The sequence below is a fragment of the Flavobacterium arcticum genome (genome assembly GCF_003344925.1).
Taxonomy (GTDB): Bacteria; Bacteroidota; Bacteroidia; order Flavobacteriales; family Flavobacteriaceae; genus Flavobacterium; species Flavobacterium arcticum.
In genome coordinates this window covers 1,304,250-1,327,913 of record NZ_CP031188.1, presented here as the reverse complement: position 1 = coordinate 1,327,913, position 23,664 = coordinate 1,304,250, and the positions used below count along the sequence as shown (strand labels likewise).

At 36.1% G+C, this 23,664-nt stretch carries 20 protein-coding genes and 1 pseudogene; 11 read left to right on the top strand and 10 right to left on the bottom strand.

What is annotated here, in order from left to right; translation table 11 throughout:
* Window positions 1-58: 58 nt before the first annotated feature.
* Window positions 59-1,012: pseudogene (locus tag DVK85_RS06060) on the top strand (2-hydroxyacid dehydrogenase); the annotation flags it as partial.
* Window positions 1,013-1,574: 562 nt separating this feature from the next.
* On the top strand, window positions 1,575-1,961 hold the full coding sequence (locus DVK85_RS06055) for a DUF805 domain-containing protein (RefSeq protein WP_114677582.1): 387 nt from the start codon (window positions 1,575-1,577) through the stop codon (window positions 1,959-1,961).
* Window positions 1,962-2,011: 50 nt separating this feature from the next.
* Here DVK85_RS06055 and DVK85_RS06050 read toward each other — a convergent pair whose 3' ends face one another.
* A complete protein-coding gene (locus DVK85_RS06050) occupies window positions 2,012-3,823 on the bottom strand; it encodes a GNAT family N-acyltransferase (protein WP_114677581.1) in 1,812 nt (603 codons plus the stop codon).
* A gap of 190 nt (window positions 3,824-4,013) precedes the next feature.
* Between DVK85_RS06050 and DVK85_RS06045 the strand changes: the two genes are divergently transcribed.
* The gene (locus DVK85_RS06045; RefSeq protein WP_114677580.1) at window positions 4,014-4,775 is read left to right on the top strand and encodes an exodeoxyribonuclease III; all 762 of its coding nucleotides are present in this window, start codon (window positions 4,014-4,016) and stop codon (window positions 4,773-4,775) included.
* A 29-nt stretch (window positions 4,776-4,804) separates the two neighbouring features.
* On the top strand, window positions 4,805-5,764 hold the full coding sequence (locus DVK85_RS06040; protein ID WP_114678992.1) for an OmpA/MotB family protein: 960 nt from the start codon (window positions 4,805-4,807) through the stop codon (window positions 5,762-5,764).
* Window positions 5,765-5,845: 81 nt separating this feature from the next.
* Here DVK85_RS06040 and DVK85_RS06035 read toward each other — a convergent pair whose 3' ends face one another.
* The 8 genes from DVK85_RS06035 to panC all read right to left on the bottom strand — a co-directional run bounded on the left by DVK85_RS06035 (window position 5,846) and on the right by panC (window position 15,792).
* On the bottom strand, window positions 5,846-7,216 hold the full coding sequence (locus tag DVK85_RS06035; RefSeq protein ID WP_114677579.1) for a PQQ-dependent sugar dehydrogenase: 1,371 nt from the start codon (window positions 7,214-7,216) through the stop codon (window positions 5,846-5,848).
* Window positions 7,217-7,348: 132 nt separating this feature from the next.
* On the bottom strand, window positions 7,349-8,977 hold the full coding sequence (locus tag DVK85_RS06030) for a DUF4139 domain-containing protein (RefSeq protein ID WP_114677578.1): 1,629 nt from the start codon (window positions 8,975-8,977) through the stop codon (window positions 7,349-7,351).
* 65 nt (window positions 8,978-9,042) lie between these two features.
* The gene (locus DVK85_RS06025) at window positions 9,043-11,034 is read right to left on the bottom strand and encodes a transglycosylase domain-containing protein (protein ID WP_114677577.1); all 1,992 of its coding nucleotides are present in this window, start codon (window positions 11,032-11,034) and stop codon (window positions 9,043-9,045) included.
* 17 nt (window positions 11,035-11,051) lie between these two features.
* A complete protein-coding gene (gene radA / locus DVK85_RS06020) occupies window positions 11,052-12,416 on the bottom strand; it encodes a DNA repair protein RadA (protein ID WP_114677576.1) in 1,365 nt (454 codons plus the stop codon).
* A 6-nt stretch (window positions 12,417-12,422) separates the two neighbouring features.
* The gene (locus DVK85_RS06015; RefSeq protein ID WP_114677575.1) at window positions 12,423-13,571 is read right to left on the bottom strand and encodes an alpha/beta hydrolase; all 1,149 of its coding nucleotides are present in this window, start codon (window positions 13,569-13,571) and stop codon (window positions 12,423-12,425) included.
* A 41-nt stretch (window positions 13,572-13,612) separates the two neighbouring features.
* Window positions 13,613-14,575, bottom strand: a complete 963-nt coding sequence (locus tag DVK85_RS06010; RefSeq protein ID WP_114677574.1) for a lysylphosphatidylglycerol synthase transmembrane domain-containing protein — start codon at window positions 14,573-14,575, stop codon at window positions 13,613-13,615.
* 7 nt (window positions 14,576-14,582) lie between these two features.
* Complete coding sequence (gene panD / locus DVK85_RS06005) at window positions 14,583-14,933, bottom strand: aspartate 1-decarboxylase (RefSeq protein WP_114677573.1); 351 nt, start codon at window positions 14,931-14,933, stop codon at window positions 14,583-14,585.
* 13 nt (window positions 14,934-14,946) lie between these two features.
* Complete coding sequence (panC, locus tag DVK85_RS06000; protein WP_114677572.1) at window positions 14,947-15,792, bottom strand: pantoate--beta-alanine ligase; 846 nt, start codon at window positions 15,790-15,792, stop codon at window positions 14,947-14,949.
* A gap of 106 nt (window positions 15,793-15,898) precedes the next feature.
* Here panC and DVK85_RS05995 point away from each other — a divergent pair, with 106 nt between their 5' ends.
* The 7 genes from DVK85_RS05995 to DVK85_RS05970 all read left to right on the top strand — a co-directional run bounded on the left by DVK85_RS05995 (window position 15,899) and on the right by DVK85_RS05970 (window position 23,396).
* Entirely contained in the window at window positions 15,899-16,705 is an 807-nt protein-coding gene (locus DVK85_RS05995; protein WP_114677571.1) for a glycogen/starch synthase, read from the top strand.
* A 25-nt stretch (window positions 16,706-16,730) separates the two neighbouring features.
* A complete protein-coding gene (locus DVK85_RS05990) occupies window positions 16,731-18,305 on the top strand; it encodes a DUF4270 domain-containing protein (protein ID WP_114677570.1) in 1,575 nt (524 codons plus the stop codon).
* A gap of 9 nt (window positions 18,306-18,314) precedes the next feature.
* Window positions 18,315-20,162, top strand: coding sequence for a glutamine--fructose-6-phosphate transaminase (isomerizing) (gene glmS / locus DVK85_RS05985; RefSeq protein ID WP_114677569.1), 1,848 nt, complete (start codon window positions 18,315-18,317; stop codon window positions 20,160-20,162).
* A gap of 325 nt (window positions 20,163-20,487) precedes the next feature.
* On the top strand, window positions 20,488-20,727 hold the full coding sequence (locus DVK85_RS13495; protein ID WP_127960557.1) for a hypothetical protein: 240 nt from the start codon (window positions 20,488-20,490) through the stop codon (window positions 20,725-20,727).
* Window positions 20,728-20,919: 192 nt separating this feature from the next.
* Window positions 20,920-22,431 carry a F0F1 ATP synthase subunit beta gene (atpD, locus tag DVK85_RS05980; RefSeq protein ID WP_114677568.1) on the top strand — a complete coding sequence of 504 codons (1,512 nt, stop codon included), beginning with the start codon at window positions 20,920-20,922 and terminating at the stop codon, window positions 22,429-22,431.
* 62 nt (window positions 22,432-22,493) lie between these two features.
* The gene (locus DVK85_RS05975; protein WP_114677567.1) at window positions 22,494-22,778 is read left to right on the top strand and encodes a F0F1 ATP synthase subunit epsilon; all 285 of its coding nucleotides are present in this window, start codon (window positions 22,494-22,496) and stop codon (window positions 22,776-22,778) included.
* 189 nt (window positions 22,779-22,967) lie between these two features.
* The gene (locus DVK85_RS05970; protein ID WP_114677566.1) at window positions 22,968-23,396 is read left to right on the top strand and encodes a hypothetical protein; all 429 of its coding nucleotides are present in this window, start codon (window positions 22,968-22,970) and stop codon (window positions 23,394-23,396) included.
* Between the two features lie 46 nt (window positions 23,397-23,442).
* Here DVK85_RS05970 and DVK85_RS05965 read toward each other — a convergent pair whose 3' ends face one another.
* Window positions 23,443-23,664, bottom strand: coding sequence for a helix-turn-helix domain-containing protein (locus DVK85_RS05965; RefSeq protein ID WP_114677565.1), 222 nt, complete (start codon window positions 23,662-23,664; stop codon window positions 23,443-23,445).

The following is a 23,664-nucleotide window of genomic DNA, read 5'->3' as shown; positions in this document are numbered from 1 at the left end:
CATCTGATAGTATATTAATAACCGCTTTCTTTAACTTTGTAATAGAAAACAATAAGCAATGACTACACAACCAGAAAAAATAAAAATTCTTCATATAGATAGTAACCACCCCATACTTTGGCAACAATTGGAAGAAGTAGGGTTTACTAATGAAGCTGATTATAAATCTACAAAAGAAGAGATAGAAGCTAAAATTGCTAACTATAGTGGTATTGTTATTCGTAGTCGGTTTGATATAGACAAAGCCTTTTTAGATAAAGCTACAAACCTACAATTCATAGCCCGTATAGGTGCAGGACTAGAAAGTATAGACTGTGACTATGCAGAGCAAAAAAACATACAGCTTATTGCCGCTCCCGAAGGTAATCGCAACGCTGTAGGCGAACAGGCTTTGGGAATGTTATTATCGTTATTTAATAACCTTAACAAAGCTGACAGAGAAATCAGAGAAGGTAAATGGATACGCGAAGGTAACCGAGGGCATGAATTAGACGGTAAAACCGTAGGTATTATTGGCTATGGTAATATGGGTAAAGCATTTGCCAAAAAGTTACGCGGTTTTGATGTAGACGTGCTTTGCTATGATATTAAACCTATGGTGGGCGATGCTAATGCCAAACAGGTAACACTTGAAGAGCTACAACAAAAAGCAGATGTACTGAGCCTGCATACCCCTTGGACTCCCGAAACAGATAAAATGGTGAATACTGATTTTATCAATGCATTTGCAAAACCTTTTTGGCTTATTAATACCGCACGAGGAAAAAGCGTAGTAACTAAAGACTTGGTAGAGGCTTTACAATCAGGAAAAATAAAAGGAGCTGGGCTTGATGTACTAGAGTATGAAAAATCATCATTCGAAAACTTATTTACTGATAATGCTATACCCAAAGCATTTCAATATTTGTTAAATGCCGATAATGTATTACTATCGCCACACGTAGCAGGATGGACTTTTGAAAGCCATGAAAAACTAGCACTGGTAATAGTAAATAAAATAAAAGCTGTTTACTTTGAAAGTGAAGTAGTTAAACAGGAAGAAAAACGTGTAACAGGCATTGGCGGTGTTTTCTTTAAATCGGAAAACCCTAAAGCATTAAGAGACTGGTACAAAAAATATTTAGGACTTCCTACAGATGATTACGGCTGTTCTTTTTGGTGGAAAGATACAGCGGGTAATGACGCTATGACACAGTGGTCGCCTTTTGCTAATGACACCACCTACTTTGAGCCATCAGGAAAACAGTTTATGCAAAACTTTAGAGTACATAATCTTGATAGGCTTCTTGAAAGACTAAAAGCGGAAGGTGTAACCCTTGTAGGAGAACCCGCAGTATACGATTATGGAAAGTTCGGCTGGATACTTGATTGTGAAGGAAATAAGATTGAACTATGGGAACCTATTGATAAAGCTTTCCTTTAATGTTAAGTTTTTTAGTGTTTTTACATTTTTCATAACATTGTGTTAAAAAAAGGCATATTTTAGTATCCTGAAAATGGTAACTGATCCATATAAAATCAGGGAGTAACCGAAAATCCGTAAAAGAGTAGGAACCAACCAAAAACAAATAATTATGATTGAATGGTATTTAAAAGTAGTTAGAGATAACTATGCAACTTTTTCAGGTAGAGCACGCAGAAGTGAATATTGGTATTTTGTACTATTTAATATTATTATTGGTATTATACTCGGAATTATTGACTCTGTAATTGGAATTGACTTATTAGGTACAATATATTCATTGGTTGTACTCATCCCATCTCTTGCTGTAGGAATAAGAAGACTACATGATGTAGGTAAAAGCGGATGGTTTACATTAATTATATTAATTCCATTAATTGGTGCTATATGGCTTATTGTGCTATATGCGACCGAAGGAGATAGAGGAGCTAATGAATATGGCGAAGACCCTAAAGCAGATTACAACGAGTTTGAAGATATAGGAAAACCTGAAGCATAATAAAAAAAGCCCTTTAATAAGGGCTTTTTTTATATTTAATCAATACCATTTTAGTGCTCACCTTTTTCTATAAGTTTACGTTCTAGTTCTGCCTGAAACTCTTCCATTACAGGTTTTACTGTGCTCTCGGGCAAGTCGGCAATACGAATGTACATTAACCCATCTACCGAGTTATTAAACAACGGGTCTACATTAAATGCTATAACCTTTGCATTTTGTTTAATATACTTTTTTATAAGTACAGGCAAGCGCAAGTTACCTGGCTCTACCTCTTCAATTATCTTGTCAAACTTATTAACGTCCGATTCGGTTTCGTTAAATACAAAATCTTTATCGGCATCCTTTAGTTTTACTTTATATTCCTTTTTAGGGTGGACATACTGCGCAATATAAGGATCGTAATAATGTGACTTCATAAACTCAATCATCAACGATTTAGAGAAGTCAGAAAACTGATTACTGATACTTACCCCACCTATCAAGAATTTATGCTCTGGATAACGAAGTGTAATATGTACTATACCTTTCCATAGTAAAAATAAAGGCATTGGTTTTAATTGATAATCTTTAATAATAAAAGCACGTCCCATCTCTATAGACTTCGATAGCATATCATAAAGTTCTGGTTCAAAACGGAAAAGATCGTGCAAATAAAAACCATTAATACCATGTTTTTTATAAATATCGCTACCTAACCCCATACGGTAAGCTCCAGCAATTTGTTTGGTATTTTCATCCCATAAAAACATATGATGGTAGTACTTATCATAATCGTCAAGATCTAGCGACTCATTAGTACCCTCGCCTACTGCTCTAAAAGTTATTTCCCGAAGGCGACCTATTTCATGTAGTATGTTAGGTATTTTATCTGCCGACACAAAAAACACTTCATAGTTTTTGCTTTGCAACAATCTACAATCAGCCTTTCTAATCTTGTCTACCTCTGCTAATATCTCATCATGATTAGCAGGCATAGCTATTTGCTTAGGACTTTTTTGCAGTTTTAAATTCAGGTTAGATGTATCTATAAGTTTTGTGCCTTTTTCAAAAGGATTGGCTAGCATATAGGTCTTACGTCTCAAAAATTCAGAGTAAGCATCTAAATTCTCATATTCATTTTGCTCTGCTACCGATATAGGTTTACCAATACGCACTTTTATTACCCTATCTTTTTGTGTAAGCAATTCAGAAGGTAACTTAGCGGTGCGCAAAGTATCACTCATTTTAGAAAGAAAATAAAACAACCTGCTGTTTTTAGCATGAAAATATATGGGTACTACAGGTACATTTGCTTTTTTTATAAGTTTTATAGCCCCTTCTTCCCAAGGTTTATCTACAACTAGTTTGCCATCTCTGTAGGTAGACACTTCTCCCGCAGGAAAAATACCTAAAGGTTTATCTTCACTAAGGTGACGTAAAGCATCTTTAATCCCTACAACGCTAGACTTAGCATCTTTATGCCCCTCAAAAGGATTAACAGGCATTATGTAATCTTTCATTGGTTCTATGCGGTGCAATAAAAAATTAGCTATAATTTTAAAATCAGGGCGTCTTTCGAGCATTAATTTTAATAACAAAACCCCGTCTAAACCACCTAATGGGTGATTAGAAACAGTTATATAAGCTCCTTCTTTAGGTAAGCGTTTAAAGTCTTCTTCTGGGATTTCAAATTTTATTTGAAACTCGTCCAATAATGCATTCAGGAAGTCTACATCCGATAAATGTTTATGCTTATCGTATATTTTATTTACAGTAGAAATCTTTAAAACCTTCATCAGTAGCCAACCTGAAAAAGTCCCTAAAAAACCATACTTGTCAGTTTTTATTGCTTTTGCAACTTCTTTAGCGGTAACTAAACTCATCTACATTGGTGTGTTTCGGCGAAAAACAAAGATAACAATTCTGACGAAACGTTAAAATGTAATATTTTTTTTAACGCTTTAAATATTTAACCACCTAATTATCTGCTATTAAGATGTTTAAAATCTAATAGTGTAACCTGAATTTAATATCTATAGTTTTTTGGTTACTTTTGGGTTGTTAATTTAGCTTATGAAAATTATTTCTTATAACGTAAACGGTATACGTGCCGCATTTACAAAAGGTTTTTTAGACTGGCTACAACAAGCCGATCCAGATATTATTTGCCTACAGGAAACTAAAGCAAACCAAGATCAGGTTGATATCGCAGCTATAGAGGCTGCTGGTTACCCATATCATTACTGGTTTTCTGCCCAAAAAAAAGGCTATAGTGGCGTAGCAATATTATCTAAACATAAACCGCTTAATGTGGTGTATGGCACAGGTATTGACTATATGGATGCCGAAGGACGTAACCTTAGACTCGACTTTGAAAACTTCTCTGTAATGAGTCTTTACCTGCCTTCAGGAACAAATAGTGAAAGATTAGGGTATAAGTTCCAATATATGGACGATTTTTACGATTATATAAATAACCTAAAGACAGAAGTACCCAATTTAATAGTTTGTGGCGATTATAATATATGTCATGAAGCGATAGATATACACGACCCTGTTCGTAATAAAAAAGTATCAGGCTTCCTACCAGAAGAGCGCGTATGGCTAGACGGGTTTATTAATAATGGATTTATAGACAGTTTTAGGTATTTTAATAAAGAGCCACACAACTACAGTTGGTGGAGTTATCGTGCCAATGCACGTAACAACAATAAGGGATGGCGCATAGATTATTGCATGGTAACTGAGCCAATGAAAGACAGACTTACAAGGGCTTTAATATTACCCGAGGCAAAACACAGCGACCATTGCCCTATAGTGATTGAATTTGAATAATGAACACATATAAATTGAAAAATAAAATGATGATTAAAAGAATTTCTGTAGGAATACTAGCTTTGGCACTTACTACTTCATGTGTGTCATCTAAAGTATATAAAGATCTTGAAAATAAATATGCTGACCTGAAAAAGGAAAACAGGTCAATATCTGATGAAAATACGGCTTTGGCAAAAGAAAAAAACCAACTAGACTTGCAAACTAAAGACTTACAAGCACAACTGGAAAAAACAAAAGCCGAACGCGACAAGCTAGCTGCTGACTATGCAGCAGCACAATCTAGCCTTAATACACTAAAGTCTTCATACAATGCTTTAGAAAAAAATAGTAGTGAAGCACTTGATAGCAATATGAAGAAAAATCGTGAATTACTGGCTCAGCTTGAAGCGAAAGAAAAAGCACTTGCAGCAGAACAAGAAAGACTAAACAAGCTAAAAAGTGACTTGCAAGACCGTTCGCAACGTGTAGATGAACTAGAAGGTATGATAGCTAACCAAGATGCGAGCCTAAAACGTCTAAAAGAAACACTTAGCAAAGCACTAAACAGTTTTGAAGGAAAAGGACTTACCGTAGAGCAGAAAAATGGTAAAGTATATGTAAGTATGGAAAACAAATTGCTTTTCGGCTCAGGTAGTTGGACTGTGGGTACAGAAGGTCGAAGAGCCGTTAGCGAAGTAGCTAAAGTACTTGCCGATAATCCTGATATCGCGGTACTTATTGAAGGGCATACTGATAATGTACCCTACAATGGTAATGGACAAATTTCTGATAACTGGGATCTTTCTACCAAGCGTGCTACGGCTATTGTAACCATTATTAAAGATAACAAAGGTGTAGACCCTAAAAACCTTACAGCAGCAGGACGCGGAGAGTATGCTCCTGTGGCAAGCAATGAAACTGCCGAAGGAAAATCGAAAAACAGAAGAATTGAAATTATCCTGACTCCAAAACTAGACGAAATTTCTAAAATGCTTAACGAAATATAATAAGCGTCCTTTAGGTTATATACATAATAAAATCCCGCTGCATTGCAGCGGGATTTTTTATTTTAAAATTTATTTTCAGCACTATTTAACTGCTAATTTATAGTTATATCCTGCACCATTTACATCGGTTATTTGTAAAAGATATAAACCCGAAGGCAACGTGCCTATACTAAATGTATTTTGCTCGGTAGCATCAAGCGAATAGTGTAAAAGACGTTTCCCACTCATATCATAAATAATAGCATCGGTAGCTATAATATTATTAGCTGCTTCTATAGTAAGCAAATCAGTAACAGGATTAGGATAAACAGAAAAAGAATCCCCTGTAAAAGTAGGTGTACTTAACTCCGTATCAATAATTCGGTACACATTACCACTATTACTACCCGCAATGTATAGCTCGCCATTTATATCTTCGCCAAAAGTGGTAAAAAACTCTCCCGAAAAAGCACTGGTATAGGTTATTTCCATATCGCCATTTAGAACACCAATCTTATTATTACAATAATCGGCAAAAAGATACATCCCCTGCAATCCAGGGTACGTGTCACCAGTATATACATAACCTCCAGTTATAGAGCATCCGCCTGTAGCAGTATGGGTATATTCAGCAACAGGATAGGTAAAGGTTTCTGTCATTGAGCATCCATCTGAATTATACTCTGTACTACCCTCATAACAACGCCACCCAAAATTATAACCTCCTGTAGATGGGTCAACCTTATTAATTTCTTCAATTTCACCTTGTCCTACATCGGCAATCCATAAATCGTTATTATCTTTATTAAAAGAGAATTTCCAAGCATTACGTAGTCCATAAGCCCATACCTCATCAGCCCCATCGACACCTACAAAAGGATTATCGGCAGGTATGCCATAAGGTGCAGCACCATCTACATCAATACGCAACATTGCGCCCAATAATGTATTCTTGTTTTGACCATTACCATTAGGATCACCTCCACTACCGCCATCGCCCATAGAAATATAAAGATATTCATCAGGACCAAAATGAATACAACCACCATTGTGGTTAGAAAAAGGCTGATCTACAGTAAGCAATATAGTGGCACTACCTGTATCGGCTATATTTTCGTCACTTTCGCTTACAGCATAGCGGGCTATAACTGTATCGCCCGATGTATTGGTATAGTTAACATAAAAGAAACCATTTGTGGCATAATCAGGATGAAAAGCCAAGCCTAGCAAACCTCTCTCGCTGCCCAGACCTAAAATACTACTAACATTAAGAAACGGAGTTACATTGGTCGTGCCATCTGCATTTAGCACCTTAATCAATCCACCTTGCTCTACTACAAAAAGACGATCATCACCCGCATTTACAATCTCGGTAGGAGAATTAAACCCCGAAGCAAAAAGATCTAAATCGACTGTTTGCCCAAAAGCAAGACTCGATAGCATAGTAAGAATAAATAGTAATTTTGTTTTCATAGCTGTTTGATTTTTATGTTATTATGCTAATTTAACAATTATAACAATGCTAATCACGCAGTGAGTAAAGATTATAAAAAAACAACCCCTGCTTTCGCAAGGGTCGTTTCGGGTTATTGAGTTAGTTAGCTTCTATAAATTATTTATCACTTTATCTTTAGGATAGCGCACTTTATAACTGATGCGTACTTTTTTAGTTTCGCCTGGCTTCAGGTCAAACTCCCAAGTAAGCACCCCTGTTTCGGTATTTACTTTAGCGCCATCATCTTTAAGTAGCTCTACTTCTATTTCTTTATCGGTACTTATTGGGTATTGGTCTTTCAGCATTAGCTCGACAGTTTCTTTCTTATTATTTCTTATAGTAATATCATAAGTAAAGGTCTGTTCTTTGTAGGACGACAAGAATTTACTACCCGATTTATCAGCTACTTTTTCTCTTTTAATAGAGATTTTTTTATCCCTGCCCATACTTAGTCGTAAAGTATCGGTAGTTTGGTTCGGGTCAATAACGGTTTTACCAATATACATTCCTTCAAAAATAATGTTGGCTTCTCCCGTTAGTAAATTGTATTTAGAATAGTCGCTAAGCTCTGCCAAAAGGAAGGCTTCTTTTTCCAGTTTTGGCACAGCATAATGCTTATAAGTAGCAGGAAGTTTAATTTCTTTAAGCGTTACACTGTGTTTTTTACCGTTACTAAGTATATCATAAGGTACATCTATATCAAATGAAACATTAAGTTGGTTTTCGCTTATGGTAGTGTAATTGGAGATATTAGCTCTATCTTGTAGTTCCGAGCTAGCACCAGGAGCACCTTCTCCAGTTGCAATTTTCAGCCCTTGAACCTGCCCATTAAATGTGTTCATTCTTACATCACTATTATCATACCTATACAAAACACCAAATCGTAAAAACCATGCTTGTAATAATGGTGCTTGATTGTTTTGGTTGGGCATACCGCTAGATAGCGTAAGTTTTGCTTTTTTCCAGTCGATACCCGTTTGCTGTACTACCTGTGCTTTATACAGCATGTTTATAGGCTCACTTATGTTATCTACACGCAGGTCATAAAACGGCGACCATGATGCACCTGTGGTAAGATAGTTTATTTCGAGCGGTACACTACCCGCTGCATCACTCATTACCTGCAATACAAGTTTTCCTTGAGATGTTTTCTCTTCTTTATTAATGTTTGTTTGTAGTCTGCTCTTTAAGTCACTAAGTTTTTGATTGAGCATTTGTAGCTTTGTATTTAATGCACTTTCAGAAAGCGCAATTTCTTTGCGTTTTGTTCTGTAATATTCAACCAGCTTAGTCAATTCGGCTACGTTAAGCCCGCTTTGCTGTCCCGCTACTTGTTGATTTTTATCGAGTATTTCGAGGGTTTTTTGCTCGGTATACTTAGAAATACTTGTTTGCTGAATATCTTTCTCTATAATCGTTATACTATCGCGCACTTTTTTTAATGCAGGGGAGCTATCATCATGTTCATATTCCGAAATATAATCGCGGGTAAACTGTACTGATAGTACCGTAAGACTTTCGGGTGCACCAATGCAAACCGTGCTTTCGTTAACGTAGTCCGCAACATTTTTAATCACTATTTCTGATGTTCCCAATGGTATTCTAGCCGATGCCGATTGGGTTATCTCCGCAGCATTAAAATATACCGTAGCTGCTTTTACTTTTGCCGATGTAAAAACGGGCTTTTGTGCATAAATTATGCCGCTGAATAGCAGGCATACAAAAAGTATCTTCTTCATAATTATAGTGTTTAATTATATAGAGCATCATTTTGTAAGAAAGGTTGGGACAGCCCTAAAAAAATTTAATCAGTTTCAGGAACAGTAAATAAAAAATCATCTAGATCTATCGAGTCATTTGCAATAGCCGTAGTATCTTTTATTCTCAGTCTTGCTCTGGCAGGACCACTAAGGTTTATTTTACTTGGGGCAATAGTGTCTTCGGGCGATAGTAACCCCCTGCGCAACATCAAATCTTTAATAAATTTGTTGTGTGTTTTGGCATAGGGTTTCAGGTTACCCTCATTGTTAAACTGCCACATAAACTTTTTAGGGCGTGGCACTATACTCGCCAAGAAAAGACATTCATCAAGCGTAAGTTCCGATGGTGTTTTCTGAAAATAATAGCGTGATGCCTCGCCTATACCATATACATCAGGACCCCATTCTATCACGTTAAAATAAACTTCGAGCATTCGTTCTTTACTGGCAATGCGATTGTTTTCGAGTATATATACCAAAAGAATTTCTTCTAGCTTTCTCGAAAGTGTTTTCTCGCGGGTAAGGAATACATTTTTTACCAACTGCATGCTTATAGTACTTGCCCCGCGTGCAAACTTCTTTGTCTGGATGTTCTTGATTATCGACTCACGGAAAGCTTCATTAATAAACCCTCTATGATTAAAAAACGATGGGTCTTCGCTGGTTAATACTGCTTTTTGTAAGTACGGTGCTATTTGGTCTATTGGAGTATAGTTCGGGTTCTCGTCCCCTACTACAATAGGGCGTTGCCGCACACCATTATCAATAGCGCTGTAGGTAAACGGAGTATTCAACTTGGCAAGGTTAGCCTCTCCATATTTGGTGATTTTCAGCCCCTCTTTTTTCAAGCTACTGTCAAAAATCAGGTCTTTTGGCTTGTTCTTGTTGTACTCAAAATCGAGGTCGTAACTAAAACTGCCTTCGGCTTCCATACCTTCAAAATTGCTAAAAAGCCCTTTTGGGAGCGAGGTTATAAAATCCTGAGCCTGCATTTTAGGTATGTGTACTTGTAGTGCATACACCGTATCTTTTATAACACTATACTTGGCAAACGGAGTAAACTTAATATTATTAAGCTGCATTGTAGATGCACTGTCTAAAGCTATAAAGCCAGTACCTAATAAAAAGTGATAATCAAAACGGGCGTTATTTATAACCACATCTTTCTTTGCAATTTTAGGATGATTTATCATAAAATCGCTAATAGTAGCGAAACCGTCTATGTGCAGTTCATCGCCATTCATATCTATGCTTTGTACATTAACTCGTATGGAGTCAAACCCCGATTTTAGATCAAACCGTTCGCTAATATATGGGAGTTCTATTCGTGAAGTATCGCTATTAAAAAACTTAAGGTCACCCTGCTTATTACGTGGGTCGGCTATACCTTTTACCTGCCATGACTGTATCTTACCATTATCAATTACCCCGAAAGATGATTCCAATTGCTTATCAGCAAGCCGAAGTGCTGTAAGGTCGATACTTACCTCGCGTCCCATATCATTCAATCGTAACGAAAGGTTTTGCAAGGTCATATCGGTAGGCACAAGATTTAACGCTCGGGTAAGTAAACGATAGGCTTTTTTAGCATAGTTTACAGCTTCTTTATCTTGTAAATCTTGCTTCGCAGCTACTCTTTTAGGGTGTAAAAAAGAATCAAAATTTCTGCCTTTCTTGCTTCGCACCAGTTGGATATATCCATTTTTCATATCCAGCGCACCCAACTGTATTTTACCCGCTAAAAGTCGCGATACATTTATTGTTGTAGTAAGCGACTCGATATGCAATAAGGTGTCAGCATCTTTAGGTACAAGAGTTATGCCCTGCATAGTTATGCCCGAAAAACCTGTAAAGGAGGCGTGCTTAACTTCAAATTTACTATTGTAATCGCGTTCCATTTTATGACTCACTTTGTCAATAGCTTTTTCTAGTAAAACATTACGGAAAGTAAAAAATGCTATAATTCCAAGTACTATGCAAGCAGCAAGTATCTTTACTAACAATACAAGTAACTGTTTCTTGTTTCTCTTACGCATTTTAAATAGTAATAAACTTAACCGAAAAGATGCCCCGCAACATCTTCTATTTTTGCTACGAGTTTAATTTGGATAAGGGTATCTTTTAATGATATCTTGTTGTACTTAGAAACAAATATAGTAGAGAAGCCTAATTTCTCGGCTTCTAGTATGCGTTGTTCTACTCGGTTTACGGGACGCACCTCACCCGAAAGACCTATTTCGCCTGCAAAACAATAATCTTTATTTACAGGTATATCCTCGTTAGACGATAATATTGCAGCAACTACAGCCAGATCTATAGCAGGATCATCTACATTAATACCTCCCGTAATATTAAGGAAAACGTCTTTTGCTCCTAGCCTAAAACCTGCACGTTTTTCTAACACAGCAAGTATCATGTTCAGGCGTTTGGCATTATAGCCTGTAGTACTACGCTGTGGTGTACCATATACCGCTGAGCTTACCAAAGCCTGTACTTCTATCATTAGCGGTCGCATACCCTCCATAGTGGTGGCTATAGCTGTACCGCTAAGTTCCTCCTCTTTGTGTGATATTAATATCTCTGATGGATTGGTTACCTCACGAAGTCCGCTGCCCAGCATTTCATAAATACCCAGTTCGGCAGTCGAGCCAAATCGGTTTTTTAGTGAACGAAGTATACGATATACATGGTTACGGTCTCCCTCAAACTGTAACACGGTATCTACCATGTGCTCTAGTATTTTGGGTCCTGCTATGCTACCGTCTTTCGTAATATGACCTATAAGTATAACGGGTACATTACTTTCTTTGGCAAATTTTATCAACTCGGCTGTCGTTTCTCTAATTTGCGAAATACTTCCTGCTGCTGATTCTATATAATCAGTATGCAACGTTTGTATCGAGTCGATAATAACCACCTCGGGGTCTATCGCCTCTATCTGCCTAAATATATTTTGGGTTTTGGTTTCGGTAAGGATAAAGCAGTTGTCAGCATCAGGCGTTATCCTTTCGGCACGCATTTTTATTTGCTTCTGGCTTTCCTCTCCTGATACATATAACGTACGATAAGGTAACTTTAAAGATATTTGCAATAACAATGTACTTTTACCTATACCGGGTTCTCCGCCAAGTAAAGTTAAAGAACCAGGCACTATACCGCCACCAAGCACACGGTTAAGCTCAGCATCTCCAGTATCAAGACGTTGCTCGCTGGTAGCATCTATTTCTTTAATTTTTAAAGGTCGTGCTGCTTTTTTTACTTCGGGAGATGTAGTTGCTCTCCACACAGGTTTTTCTTCCTTTTGTATTACTTCCTCAACTATGGTGTTCCATTCCTTGCAAGCATTACATTGTCCTTGCCATTTTGAATATTGTGTACCACAGTTTTGACAAAAGAAAGACGTTTTTACTTTAGCCATGTATTGTTATTCAACCAGATGTTTTAATGTTTCTGCCTTTTCTATGATAAGATCTTTAGTATAATCGCCAATATCGGCATAGTTATACCCTTTCAAGTAAGATCTTATCGCTTTTCGGGTTTCCCCTTTCATTTCATGATGTAGCCCTTGGTAATACTCTCCTATTATCATTTTTGGGTAGTCGTCTCGTGCCATATCCGCGAGATCTTCCAGCTCATCATAAGCGGCATTTTTCATGATGGCTGCCTCAATTGCCTTAAAGTCGTTAAGCCTTACGGGGATTTTAATACCCAGATCGTTACGTATAGCATCATATTTATTTTTCAGGTAATCAACATAACCTGAAGGCAGCGTAACAATTTTTTCTTCGTATTCTTTTGATGATATAGGCTGATATTCTGAAAATATAAAATATAATGAATTGGGTATACCTAATGCTACTAATGAATAGTGTGATGCTCCTTCAAATTCTTCAAATTTATATTTTAATTTCGGGTTTTCTACCGCTTGTATATTTACATTTAGCGTATCTATTTTTTGCTTTATTTTTTTTACATCGCCACTCGCAGTTGCCATGTAGTAATAAGTAGATTTCTTAACATCTTTAAGTGCTTGTGGTACTCTCTTCTCCATTTCGAAAGGTAGAATAGGGCTAAAAGATACATAGGCATTAAATACTGGTTTTTCTCTGTAAAGGAAAAAGTTTAAAAAACCTGCCGTAAGGTTATGCCCTGCTACTACCTTAAAGGGAGCTACACGATAGTTTTTCTCCATATAGGGTATTAGCTCGTTTGCTACAAATTGGTAAAACTGGTCGCCTTGTCCTTCTGGCAAACCTGTAGATTTATAGGTTTGTGTATCAAATTCTCTACCTTCAGCTCCATCATGATTTATACCTACAATTATTACTTGCGGTAAGTCATCCCAATAAGAAGTGTAAGACAAAATTCCTTCAAAAGGATCTACCAGATACTCTCCGTCAAGTAATATAAGTAAAGGATATAATTTCTCTTCATTTTCTTCATAGAGGGCTGGTGTAACAACAGTTACAACCTTAGTATCATTAAAAACTCTTGACGGTACGTCCTCTTGTATTTTTTGAGAATACAGCGAGCAAGAAACCAACAATATGAGTAGCAAATGTTTGAATTTCATTGTTTTACGGCTTTGTTGAAAAATGCAATGCAAGGTAACAATTATTTTTTTCTATAAAGTAAAGGGAGTAATAAAAATGATAGTCCACCCAAAAAGATAACAAACACTATTTGCGAAGTCCAAACAATCCACCCAAAAGCAGTACCTACCTCTTTAGGAATGTTATATAAAAGTAAAATTGCAGCAATTACAACAGGATAAACACCAAAACCACCATTTGAAAATGTTATAGCAAGACTACCTATAACAAAAGAAGTTGCTACAGCCCCAAAACTAATATTGGCAGTTTCGGGCAATGCATATATAGTAACATAGAACATAGCTACATAAGCCACCCATATATACAATGAATGAAGCAAAAAAGGCCACTTATTAGGCATTTTAAAAACACTTAACGAGCCCTCTACAAGCCCCGCTATTTTTGTTTTAATTTTAAGCACCCATTGTAAGCGCGAATATTTATAGAAAAGTATAGTACAAATAAAAAGTATAGCGAGAACACTGCCATATACCAATAATTTCTCGAAAGGTATTTCTTGTTCAATATACTCTTTAAGTACATCAAACTGTAAAATTAACGTAATAGAGATACATACTACAAGAAGTATTAAATCTACAAATCGTTCTGATATTATAGTTCCGAAGCCTTTATCAAAAGGCACTCCGCTATAATTTTTTAATACTACAGCACGCGACACCTCTCCTGATCTAGGAATGGTAAGATTTAAAAAATAACCAACGCTTATGGCGAAGAAGTTAACTAAAAATGGAGATTGATACCCTAAGTGTGAAAGTGTGTATCGCCAGCGATAAGCACGAGATATGTAGCTAGTAAGTGCAAAAAATAAAGATATAGCCACATAGCTATAATCGGCGTTTGCAAAATGCTTAAACATCTCTGTACGCTGTTCGGGCGTAAAGCTGTTATAGCTATATATAATTAAAAACACTCCCAGCAATAGCGGGAGTGTTACACTCAATATTGTTTTTATCTTTTTATTCAAGACACTCTTATGTTAAAGAGTTATCTCTCTCATTAGGGAATACAATAGCTGGTTTAAAAGATTTTGCTTCTTCAAACTCAAATATACCATAAGCTATTATAATAATAATATCGCCCTTTTGCACTTTTCGTGCAGCAGGACCATTTAGTGTTATTTCGCCACTACCTCTGTTTCCTTTTATAGCATAAGTCTCTAGTCGCTCACCGTTATTAATATTCACGATAGCAACTTTTTCTCCTTCAATAATATTAGCAGCATCCATCAAATTCTCGTCAATGGTAATACTTCCTATGTAATTTAAATCGGCTCCAGTCACCGTAACACGATGAATCTTGGATTTTACAACTTGAATTTGCATAGCGCAAAGGTAATTAATTTAATGATATATTATCTATAAGCCTCACATTGCTTAACATAACCGCAATAAAAGCCCTGTACTTTTTATCTTCTTTTAGCGTAGCCGATATAAGGTCGTCTTCAGCCGCTATTTCAAAGTATTCTAGTTCAAATTCAGGACGAGCTTTAAAGGCTTCTATAACATACTGCTTTATATAATCTATCTTATTGTTGGCAAATTGATCTTTTGCAACTATAAGAGTTTTATAGATAAAAGATGCTATCTCTCTTTCCGCTTCGGTGAGTCTTTGGTTCCTAGAACTCATTGCCAGCCCATTAGACTCACGAGTAATGGGGCAACCTACTACATTTACAGGAATATTGTTTTTTACAACCAATTTCTTAACAATCTGTAATTGCTGAAAATCTTTCTCTCCAAAATAGGCATTAGTAGGTTGCACATATTCAAACAACTTTTTTACTATGGTGCCCACCCCATCAAAATGACCAGGACGATGACTACCTTCCATTTGATTTTCTAATCCATCAAATGAAAATGATACCGACTGTGCATTACCATCATACATTTCATTTACAGATGGAGCAAAAACAACAATGTCCTTGCTAATGGCCTCTATCTTAACCACATCAGCCTCTAGTGTTCGAGGATATTTCTTTAAATCATCAGGGTTATTAAACTGCGTAGGGTTTACAAAAATACTAATTACAGTAATGGTATTCTCTTTTACTGATTGCTCTAACAAGGACAAATGCCCTCGATGTAGCGCACCCATTGTGGGCACAAAACCAATTGAAGAATCCTTACTTGTATAACGGGATAAATGCGACCTTAAATCGGCTTTATTATTGAAAATGAGCATTAAATTAAAATTAAAAATCAGGGCAAAATTAATTATTTAGTTATAAACTGCGTAAAAATGTTTAATTTTGCGTGTTTTTGTACCCAATTAAAAATAAATTTTGAAGATGGAGGATAAGAGGATATTGTACGTATCATCTGAAGTAGTGCCATATTTGGCTGAAAATGAAGTTTCTTTAATGTCATATGAAGTTCCCAAGATGATTAATGATCAGGGCGGACAAATAAGGATATTCATGCCACGATATGGTAACATTAATGAGAGAAGACATCAATTGCATGAAGTAATTCGACTGTCTGGGATGAACTTGGTTGTAAATGATATGGATATGCCACTTATTATAAAAGTAGCATCTATACCCAAAGAGCGTATTCAGGTTTATTTTATAGATAACGATGAGTATTTTAAAAGAAAAGCAACTTTTAGTGATGAGGATGGTGTATTATACCCTGACAATGACGAAAGAGCTATATTCTTTGCAAAAGGCGTTGTAGAAACCGTTAAAAAGCTAAACTGGGTTCCAGATATTATACATGTGCATGGTTGGATGGCTGCTTTACTGCCGGTATACATGAAGCATTATTATAAAAATGAAGCTTTGTTTGCCGATACTAAAATTGTAACCTCTGTATACAATCAGTCGTTTGAAGGCACACTTGATGCTGGTATGTTTAAAAAAGTACTTTTTGATGAAATACCCGAAGATGCTGTAAAACCACTAGAGACACCTAATTACGAAAATATACTTAAAACAGCTATAGCACACTCTGACGCGACTATTATATCATCTGAAAACCTATCTGATGAACTAACAAAATTCGTAGAAGAGTCAGGAAAACCATTCCTGCCATATGTTTCTAAAGATAAATTTGCCGAAGCATATACTAATTTCTATAAAAACGAGGTTTTATAGTAAATTAAATCATTAAAAAACTTATATGAATAACCGTTCGTTTTATAAAAAACTCATTCTTGCTTTAGGTATAGTATTCTTTATTGCTTGCGACACTGATTATAATGACATTGGCGCTAACATTATTGATAACGATGTACATCATAATATGTCTCAATATGAAGCCCGTATAGTTGCTACAGATGTAGGCACAGGAGTTGTACAGGCAAATAACCTGCCCATAAACTCTTTAGGAGTATATGACAACCCCATCTTTGGCAAAACTATCGCTAGCTTTGTTAGTCAAGTAGAACTTGTAACCGCTAATCCAACACTTTATAACCCTGTTATAGACTCTGTGTTTTTATATGTGCCTTACTACAGTACACTAGAAAGCACAGACTCTGATGGAGAAAGCACTTATACATTAGATTCTATTTACGGAAACAGCAATGCTAAGTTTAAACTGCATATTTATGAAAACCAGTATTTCCTTAGAGATACTGATCCTGGAGAAGGAGAAGCTTCTGTACAAAAATACTATTCTAACGACAAAACTTTAATTGAGAATAATAGAGGCACAACACTACTTAACAATAGTGGAGATGAAAGTCAGAATGAAACTTTTGGGTATAGCGCATCAGAAGTAAAAAGAACATATGGTACAGGTACTGTTGCCGAAACCTATACCCCAGGAATGTTTTTATACCTAAATAAAGATTTTTTCCAGTCTAAAATACTTGATGCTGGAGCATCAGGAAATTTACTTAACAACAATATTTTTAGAGAATACTTTAGAGGACTTTATTTTCAAGTAGAACAAATAGGAGATCAATCGGTAATGGGTATGCCACGATTTGACCAAGGTAAGATTACAATAAAATATACCGATAACAAAATTGATCTAGAAACTGGAGATCCTTTAGATGAGACCGAGAGTAAAACCATTACCTTAAACTTATCAGGCAATACTATTAACTTTTTTGACAACACCTATTCGTCACCATTTACTACAGCAATTACTAGTAATGATGATACTACAGGCGACGAACGTTTATACATTAAGGGCGGAGCAGGATCTATGGCGACTATAGATATACTTAGCGATGAAGATATAGCACTCTTAAAAGCAGAGAGAATACTTGTAAATGACGCAAGCATTACTTTTTATGTAGATAAAGAAACTATGGCAAATGCTAAAGAACCCATGAGAGTGTATCTTTATGACCTTACCAACAAAAGACCTTTATATGATTATAGTGTAGATGGTACATCTATCAGTACAGCGCCAAAATACAGTAAATATGTGCACGGTGGCTTACTAAGTTATGACACTGATGATAGAGGGCTTAGCTATAAAATAAGAATTACAAATCACATTAGTAACATTATAAACAAAGACTCTACAAATGTTAAGCTAGGTCTTGTTGTTACAGAGAGTATTAACGTTATTACCAATGCTGCATTAAAAGAGCCATTTACAACAGGTGAAACAGAGGTTAAAACCGTTCCTGTATCATCTGTAGTACATCCGTTCGGAACAGTATTGTATGGTAGTAATAGCAATGTACCCGAAGAAAAGCGCCTCAAACTTGAAATTTTTTATACTAAACCAAATTAATTATTAACTATGTGTGGAATTGTTGGTTACATTGGTCACAGAGATGCATACCCTGTAATTATTAAAGGTCTTAAGAGACTGGAATACAGAGGTTATGACAGCGCCGGAGTTGTCTTATTTGATGGCAACGACTTAAAGCTTTCTAAAACTAAAGGTAAGGTTTCAGACCTTGAAAAAAAATCACAGGAAGAAATTTCTGTTACGGGTACTATTGGTATTGGACACACCCGATGGGCAACCCATGGTGTTCCTAACGATGTAAATTCACATCCGCACTATTCTAATTCAGGCAACTTAGCAATTGTACATAATGGGATTATAGAAAACTATGAGCCGTTAAAAAAAGAGCTTATTGCAAGAGGCTATGTTTTTCATTCGGATACTGATACTGAAGTACTGGTTAACTTAATTGAAGACGTTAAGAAAAAAGACAACCTTAAACTAGGTAAAGCGGTACAAATAGCGCTTAACCAAGTGGTAGGAGCTTATGCTATTGCTGTATTTGACAAAGACAGACCAAAAGAAATTGTAGCAGCCCGTTTAGGTAGTCCGCTTGCTATTGGTGTTGGTAAAGATGAATTCTTTATAGCATCAGATGCTTCTCCATTTATAGAGTATACATCAAACTGTATTTATCTAGAAGATGAAGAAATGGCAATCATCCGTTTGCACAAACCAATGAAAATAAGAAAAATTAAAGATGACTCTTTAGTTGACCCTTATGTTCAGGAATTGCAAATGAACCTTGAGCAGATAGAAAAAGGTGGTTACGACCACTTTATGCTTAAAGAAATATATGAACAACCAGCTGTTATAAAAGACACTTATCGTGGTAGACTTCATGCTAACGAAGGTCTTATTAAAATGGCAGGTATAGAAGATAACCTGCAAAAATTCTTGAATGCCGACAGGATTCTTATTGTAGCCTGTGGTACATCTTGGCACGCAGGACTTGTAGCCGAATATATATTTGAAGAATTTTCACGCATACCTGTAGAGGTAGAATATGCTTCTGAATTTAGATACAGAAACCCTATCATTCGTGAAAATGATGTGGTTATCGCCATATCACAATCAGGAGAAACTGCCGACACCCTTGCTGCTATAAAACTAGCTAAAGAGCATGGTGCTTTTGTATTTGGAGTATGTAACGTAGTAGGTTCATCTATTTCTCGTGAAACTCACGCAGGGGCTTATACCCATGCAGGGCCCGAAATTGGAGTAGCTTCTACTAAAGCATTTACTACCCAAATTACAGTATTAACGCTTATTGCACTTCGTTTAGCACAAGCTAAAGGAACACTTACCAATTCTGATTTCCACAGATATTTACAGGAATTAGAATTGATACCAGAAAAAGTACAACAAGCATTAGAAACAAACGATACTGCAAAAGCTATTGCAGCAATATATAAAGATGCTCCTAACTGTCTATACTTAGGTAGAGGGTACAACTTCCCTGTAGCACTAGAAGGCGCATTGAAACTTAAAGAAATATCATACATACACGCTGAGGGTTACCCTGCTGCCGAAATGAAACACGGCCCTATTGCCCTTATCGATGAGCAAATGCCAGTTGTAGTTATTGCACAAAAGCAAGAGCATTATGATAAAATAGTAAGTAACATACAAGAGATAAAATCACGTAGTGGTAAAATTATAGCTGTAGTTACAGAGGGTGACACACAAGTAAGAGCACTTGCAGATCATGTTATCGAGATACCAAGAACAGTAGACGCATTATCGCCGCTATTAACGACTATACCGTTACAATTACTGTCTTACCACATTGCAGTAATGAGAGAATGTAATGTAGACCAACCGCGTAACCTTGCAAAATCGGTTACGGTAGAGTAAGGAAAACTTTATTTTAGAACTATATAAAAAGGCAGTTGATAATTAATTATCAACTGCCTTTTTCGTATGTTTATCTAATAGAAAAGTTTAACATGAAGAACTCATTAGTCTTTATCACAATTCTTTCTTGTAAAGAAGAAAAAACGATCTAAACTTAAACAAATAATCTCTTGAGATGAATTACAAACCCTTTTTAATCATCCCATTTTTTGTTTTTACATCCTGTAAAAAAACAGAATTTGAAACACTATTAACTAATCCCGATAAAAGATGGGTTTATATAAATGATAGTATTTTAAACCCAAACTCTAAATCACCTTGGTACATGAGGTTCGACAACAACAATAACTGTAAAAATCTCAACATATCAGACAATAGTGAATTACCATATATACATGGAAATGAATACCACGAATGTTCATGGGAGTATGATAAGACAAACTCTACACTCAAAGTATTTGATTATGATTTCAAGATAGAACGATACAATAAAGACACAATATACCTCACAAAGCAACAAACTAATCGTAAGGTACTATTTATTAATAAATATTTACGCAAATAAATCTCACAGTACTTTTCTTTAAAAAACACCTCGTTCAATAACAATAATACACTGAATTTTTAAGAAGAATCTCTTTTATTAAAAAAAATGCAAAATTAATATTGCATAAATCATTCAGAAAAAACTATCTTTGCGCTCGGAAAAAAGAAGTTTTTTCAGGAAATAAATAGCTGTTTAATAAATACATAAGCAATGTCTAAAGTAATAGGAAAAGTTGCACAGATTATCGGACCGGTTGTAGACGTAGTGTTTGACACTCAGAACGCTGAGCTTCCAAAAATCTATGATTCATTAGAGATCACTAAAAAAGATGGTACACTATTAGTACTTGAAGTTCAATCTCACGTGGGTGAAAACACGGTTCGTACAATTTCGATGGACTCTACTGATGGTCTTAGCAGAGGGTATGAAGTAGTAGGTACAGGTGCCCCGATACAAATGCCAGTTGGTAGCGATATCTACGGACGCTTATTTAATGTTATTGGCGATGCTATTGATGGTCTTGGCGATTTGCCAAAAGCTGGCGAAAATGGTTTACCTATTCACCGCCAAGCACCAAAATTTGAAGATCTTTCAACTTCATCAGAAGTTTTATTTACGGGTATTAAAGTAATCGACCTTATCGAACCTTATGCAAAAGGTGGTAAAATTGGATTATTTGGTGGTGCCGGTGTAGGTAAAACAGTATTGATTCAGGAGTTGATTAACAATATAGCAAAAGGTCACGGTGGTCTTTCAGTATTCGCAGGAGTAGGAGAAAGAACACGTGAAGGTAATGACCTTCTTCGTGAGATGTTAGAGTCAGGCATTATCAAGTATGGTGACGACTTTATGCACTCTATGGAAGAAGGCGGATGGGATCTTACTAAGGTTGACAAACCTGGTATGAGAGATTCTAAAGCTACTTTTGTATTCGGACAGATGAACGAGCCACCAGGAGCGCGTGCTCGTGTAGCACTTTCTGGTCTTACTATAGCTGAATACTTCCGTGATGGAGCAGGAGAAGCACAAGGAAAAGATGTACTTTTCTTCGTAGATAACATCTTCCGTTTTACACAAGCAGGTTCAGAGGTATCAGCACTTCTTGGTCGTATGCCATCGGCGGTAGGTTACCAACCTACACTTGCTACAGAGATGGGTGCTATGCAGGAGCGTATTACATCTACTAAGAAAGGTTCTATTACATCGGTACAAGCAGTATATGTGCCTGCGGATGACCTTACTGACCCAGCACCAGCAACAACATTTGCTCACCTTGATGCAACTACAGTACTTTCTCGTAAAATTGCCGAGCTTGGTATATACCCAGCAGTAGACCCATTAGATTCTACTTCTAGAATACTTACACCACAAATTCTTGGTGAGGAGCACTACAAGTGTACACAAAGAGTAAAAGAGATACTACAAAAATATAAAGAGCTACAAGATATTATTGCTATCCTTGGTATGGAGGAGCTTAGTGAAGAAGATAAACTATCTGTATCACGCGCACGTCGTGTACAGCGTTTCCTTTCTCAGCCATTCCACGTAGCAGAGCAATTTACAGGTATACCTGGTTGTCTTGTAGACATTAAAGATACCATTAAAGGATTTAACATGATTATGGATGGTGAGCTTGATCACTTACCAGAAGCTGCTTTTAACCTTAAAGGTACTATAGAAGATGTAATTGAAGCAGGACAAAAAATGCTTGCAGAGGCATAATCAGTTTTCAGTTTTTAGGCTCTAAGCCAAACTGTTAACTATTAACTCATAACTTATAAACTATGTTGTTAGAAATAGTATCGCCAGAAGGGCACTTATTTAAAGGAGAGGTTACTGCAGTAACTGTACCTGGTGTTGATGGTGAATTTCAATTATTAAACCAGCACGCTAATATCGTTTCGGTACTAGCAGCGGGTACTGTTAAGATTGCAGTAAATAATTTAAATGCTGCTACCGAATATTCTCCAAAATTTACTCGTAATGACAAAGAGCAAAAGTTGTTTCTTGCCATACAGTCGGGTACATTAGAGATGAAAGACAATAAGATCATTATTTTGGTTGATTAATTCACTTATATTTACTAAAAAGCCCTTTCTTACAAGAAAGGGCTTTTTTGATTTTGTACCATGAATACAATTCAGGAAAACATAATAATTACAGAGGGTAAACGCCCTATATAGCAAATAAGTATAGCGCTACTATGTTATGCTGGAGCAGTAACCTTATTTATAATAACAATTGTAGATGGCAGATTTTTGAATACAAGAGAAGCCAGAAGCTCTTTTCATTTACTCGAATTCTCTATTGTATTACTTTTATTGGGATTGCGGTTCTCTTTAATACAAAACATTTTATTCGACATAAAACACAAACGATTTAAAAAAGAGTTTGATATTGGTTTCACAAAATTCGGAAAATGGAAACAACTACCCAATATTGAATATATTTCTGTTTTTCAGCAAGGCGTAAGCAGTGATAGCGATGGAGATGGAAGAAAGAGTTATGGAATTATTTATAATGTAAATGTTTGGCATCAAACGTCAAAACATTTTACTATATACAGCAATACAGAATCTGATCCTGCTCTAGAAATGGGAAAACATATTGCAGCAAGTCTAAATACAGATTTACTAGATGCCACCGACCCTCATAACAGAATATGGATAGAGCCTGAAAAAGAATAATAAAATATCAAAAACGGCTAATTCTTCTTATCTAAAATTAATTCTCTTATAGTTTATTATTCACCTCTTCTACATACTCCATAATATCGGCAGGTTGGCAATCCAGTTCTTTACAAATGGCTTCGAGCGTACTAAACCGTATAGCCTTTGCTTTACCCGTTTTTAATATCGAGAGGTTTGCCGTAGTAATCCCTACACGCTCAGCAAGCTCATTACTTCGCATTTTCCGCTTTGCCAGCATTACATCAAGATTTATAATTATTGGCAT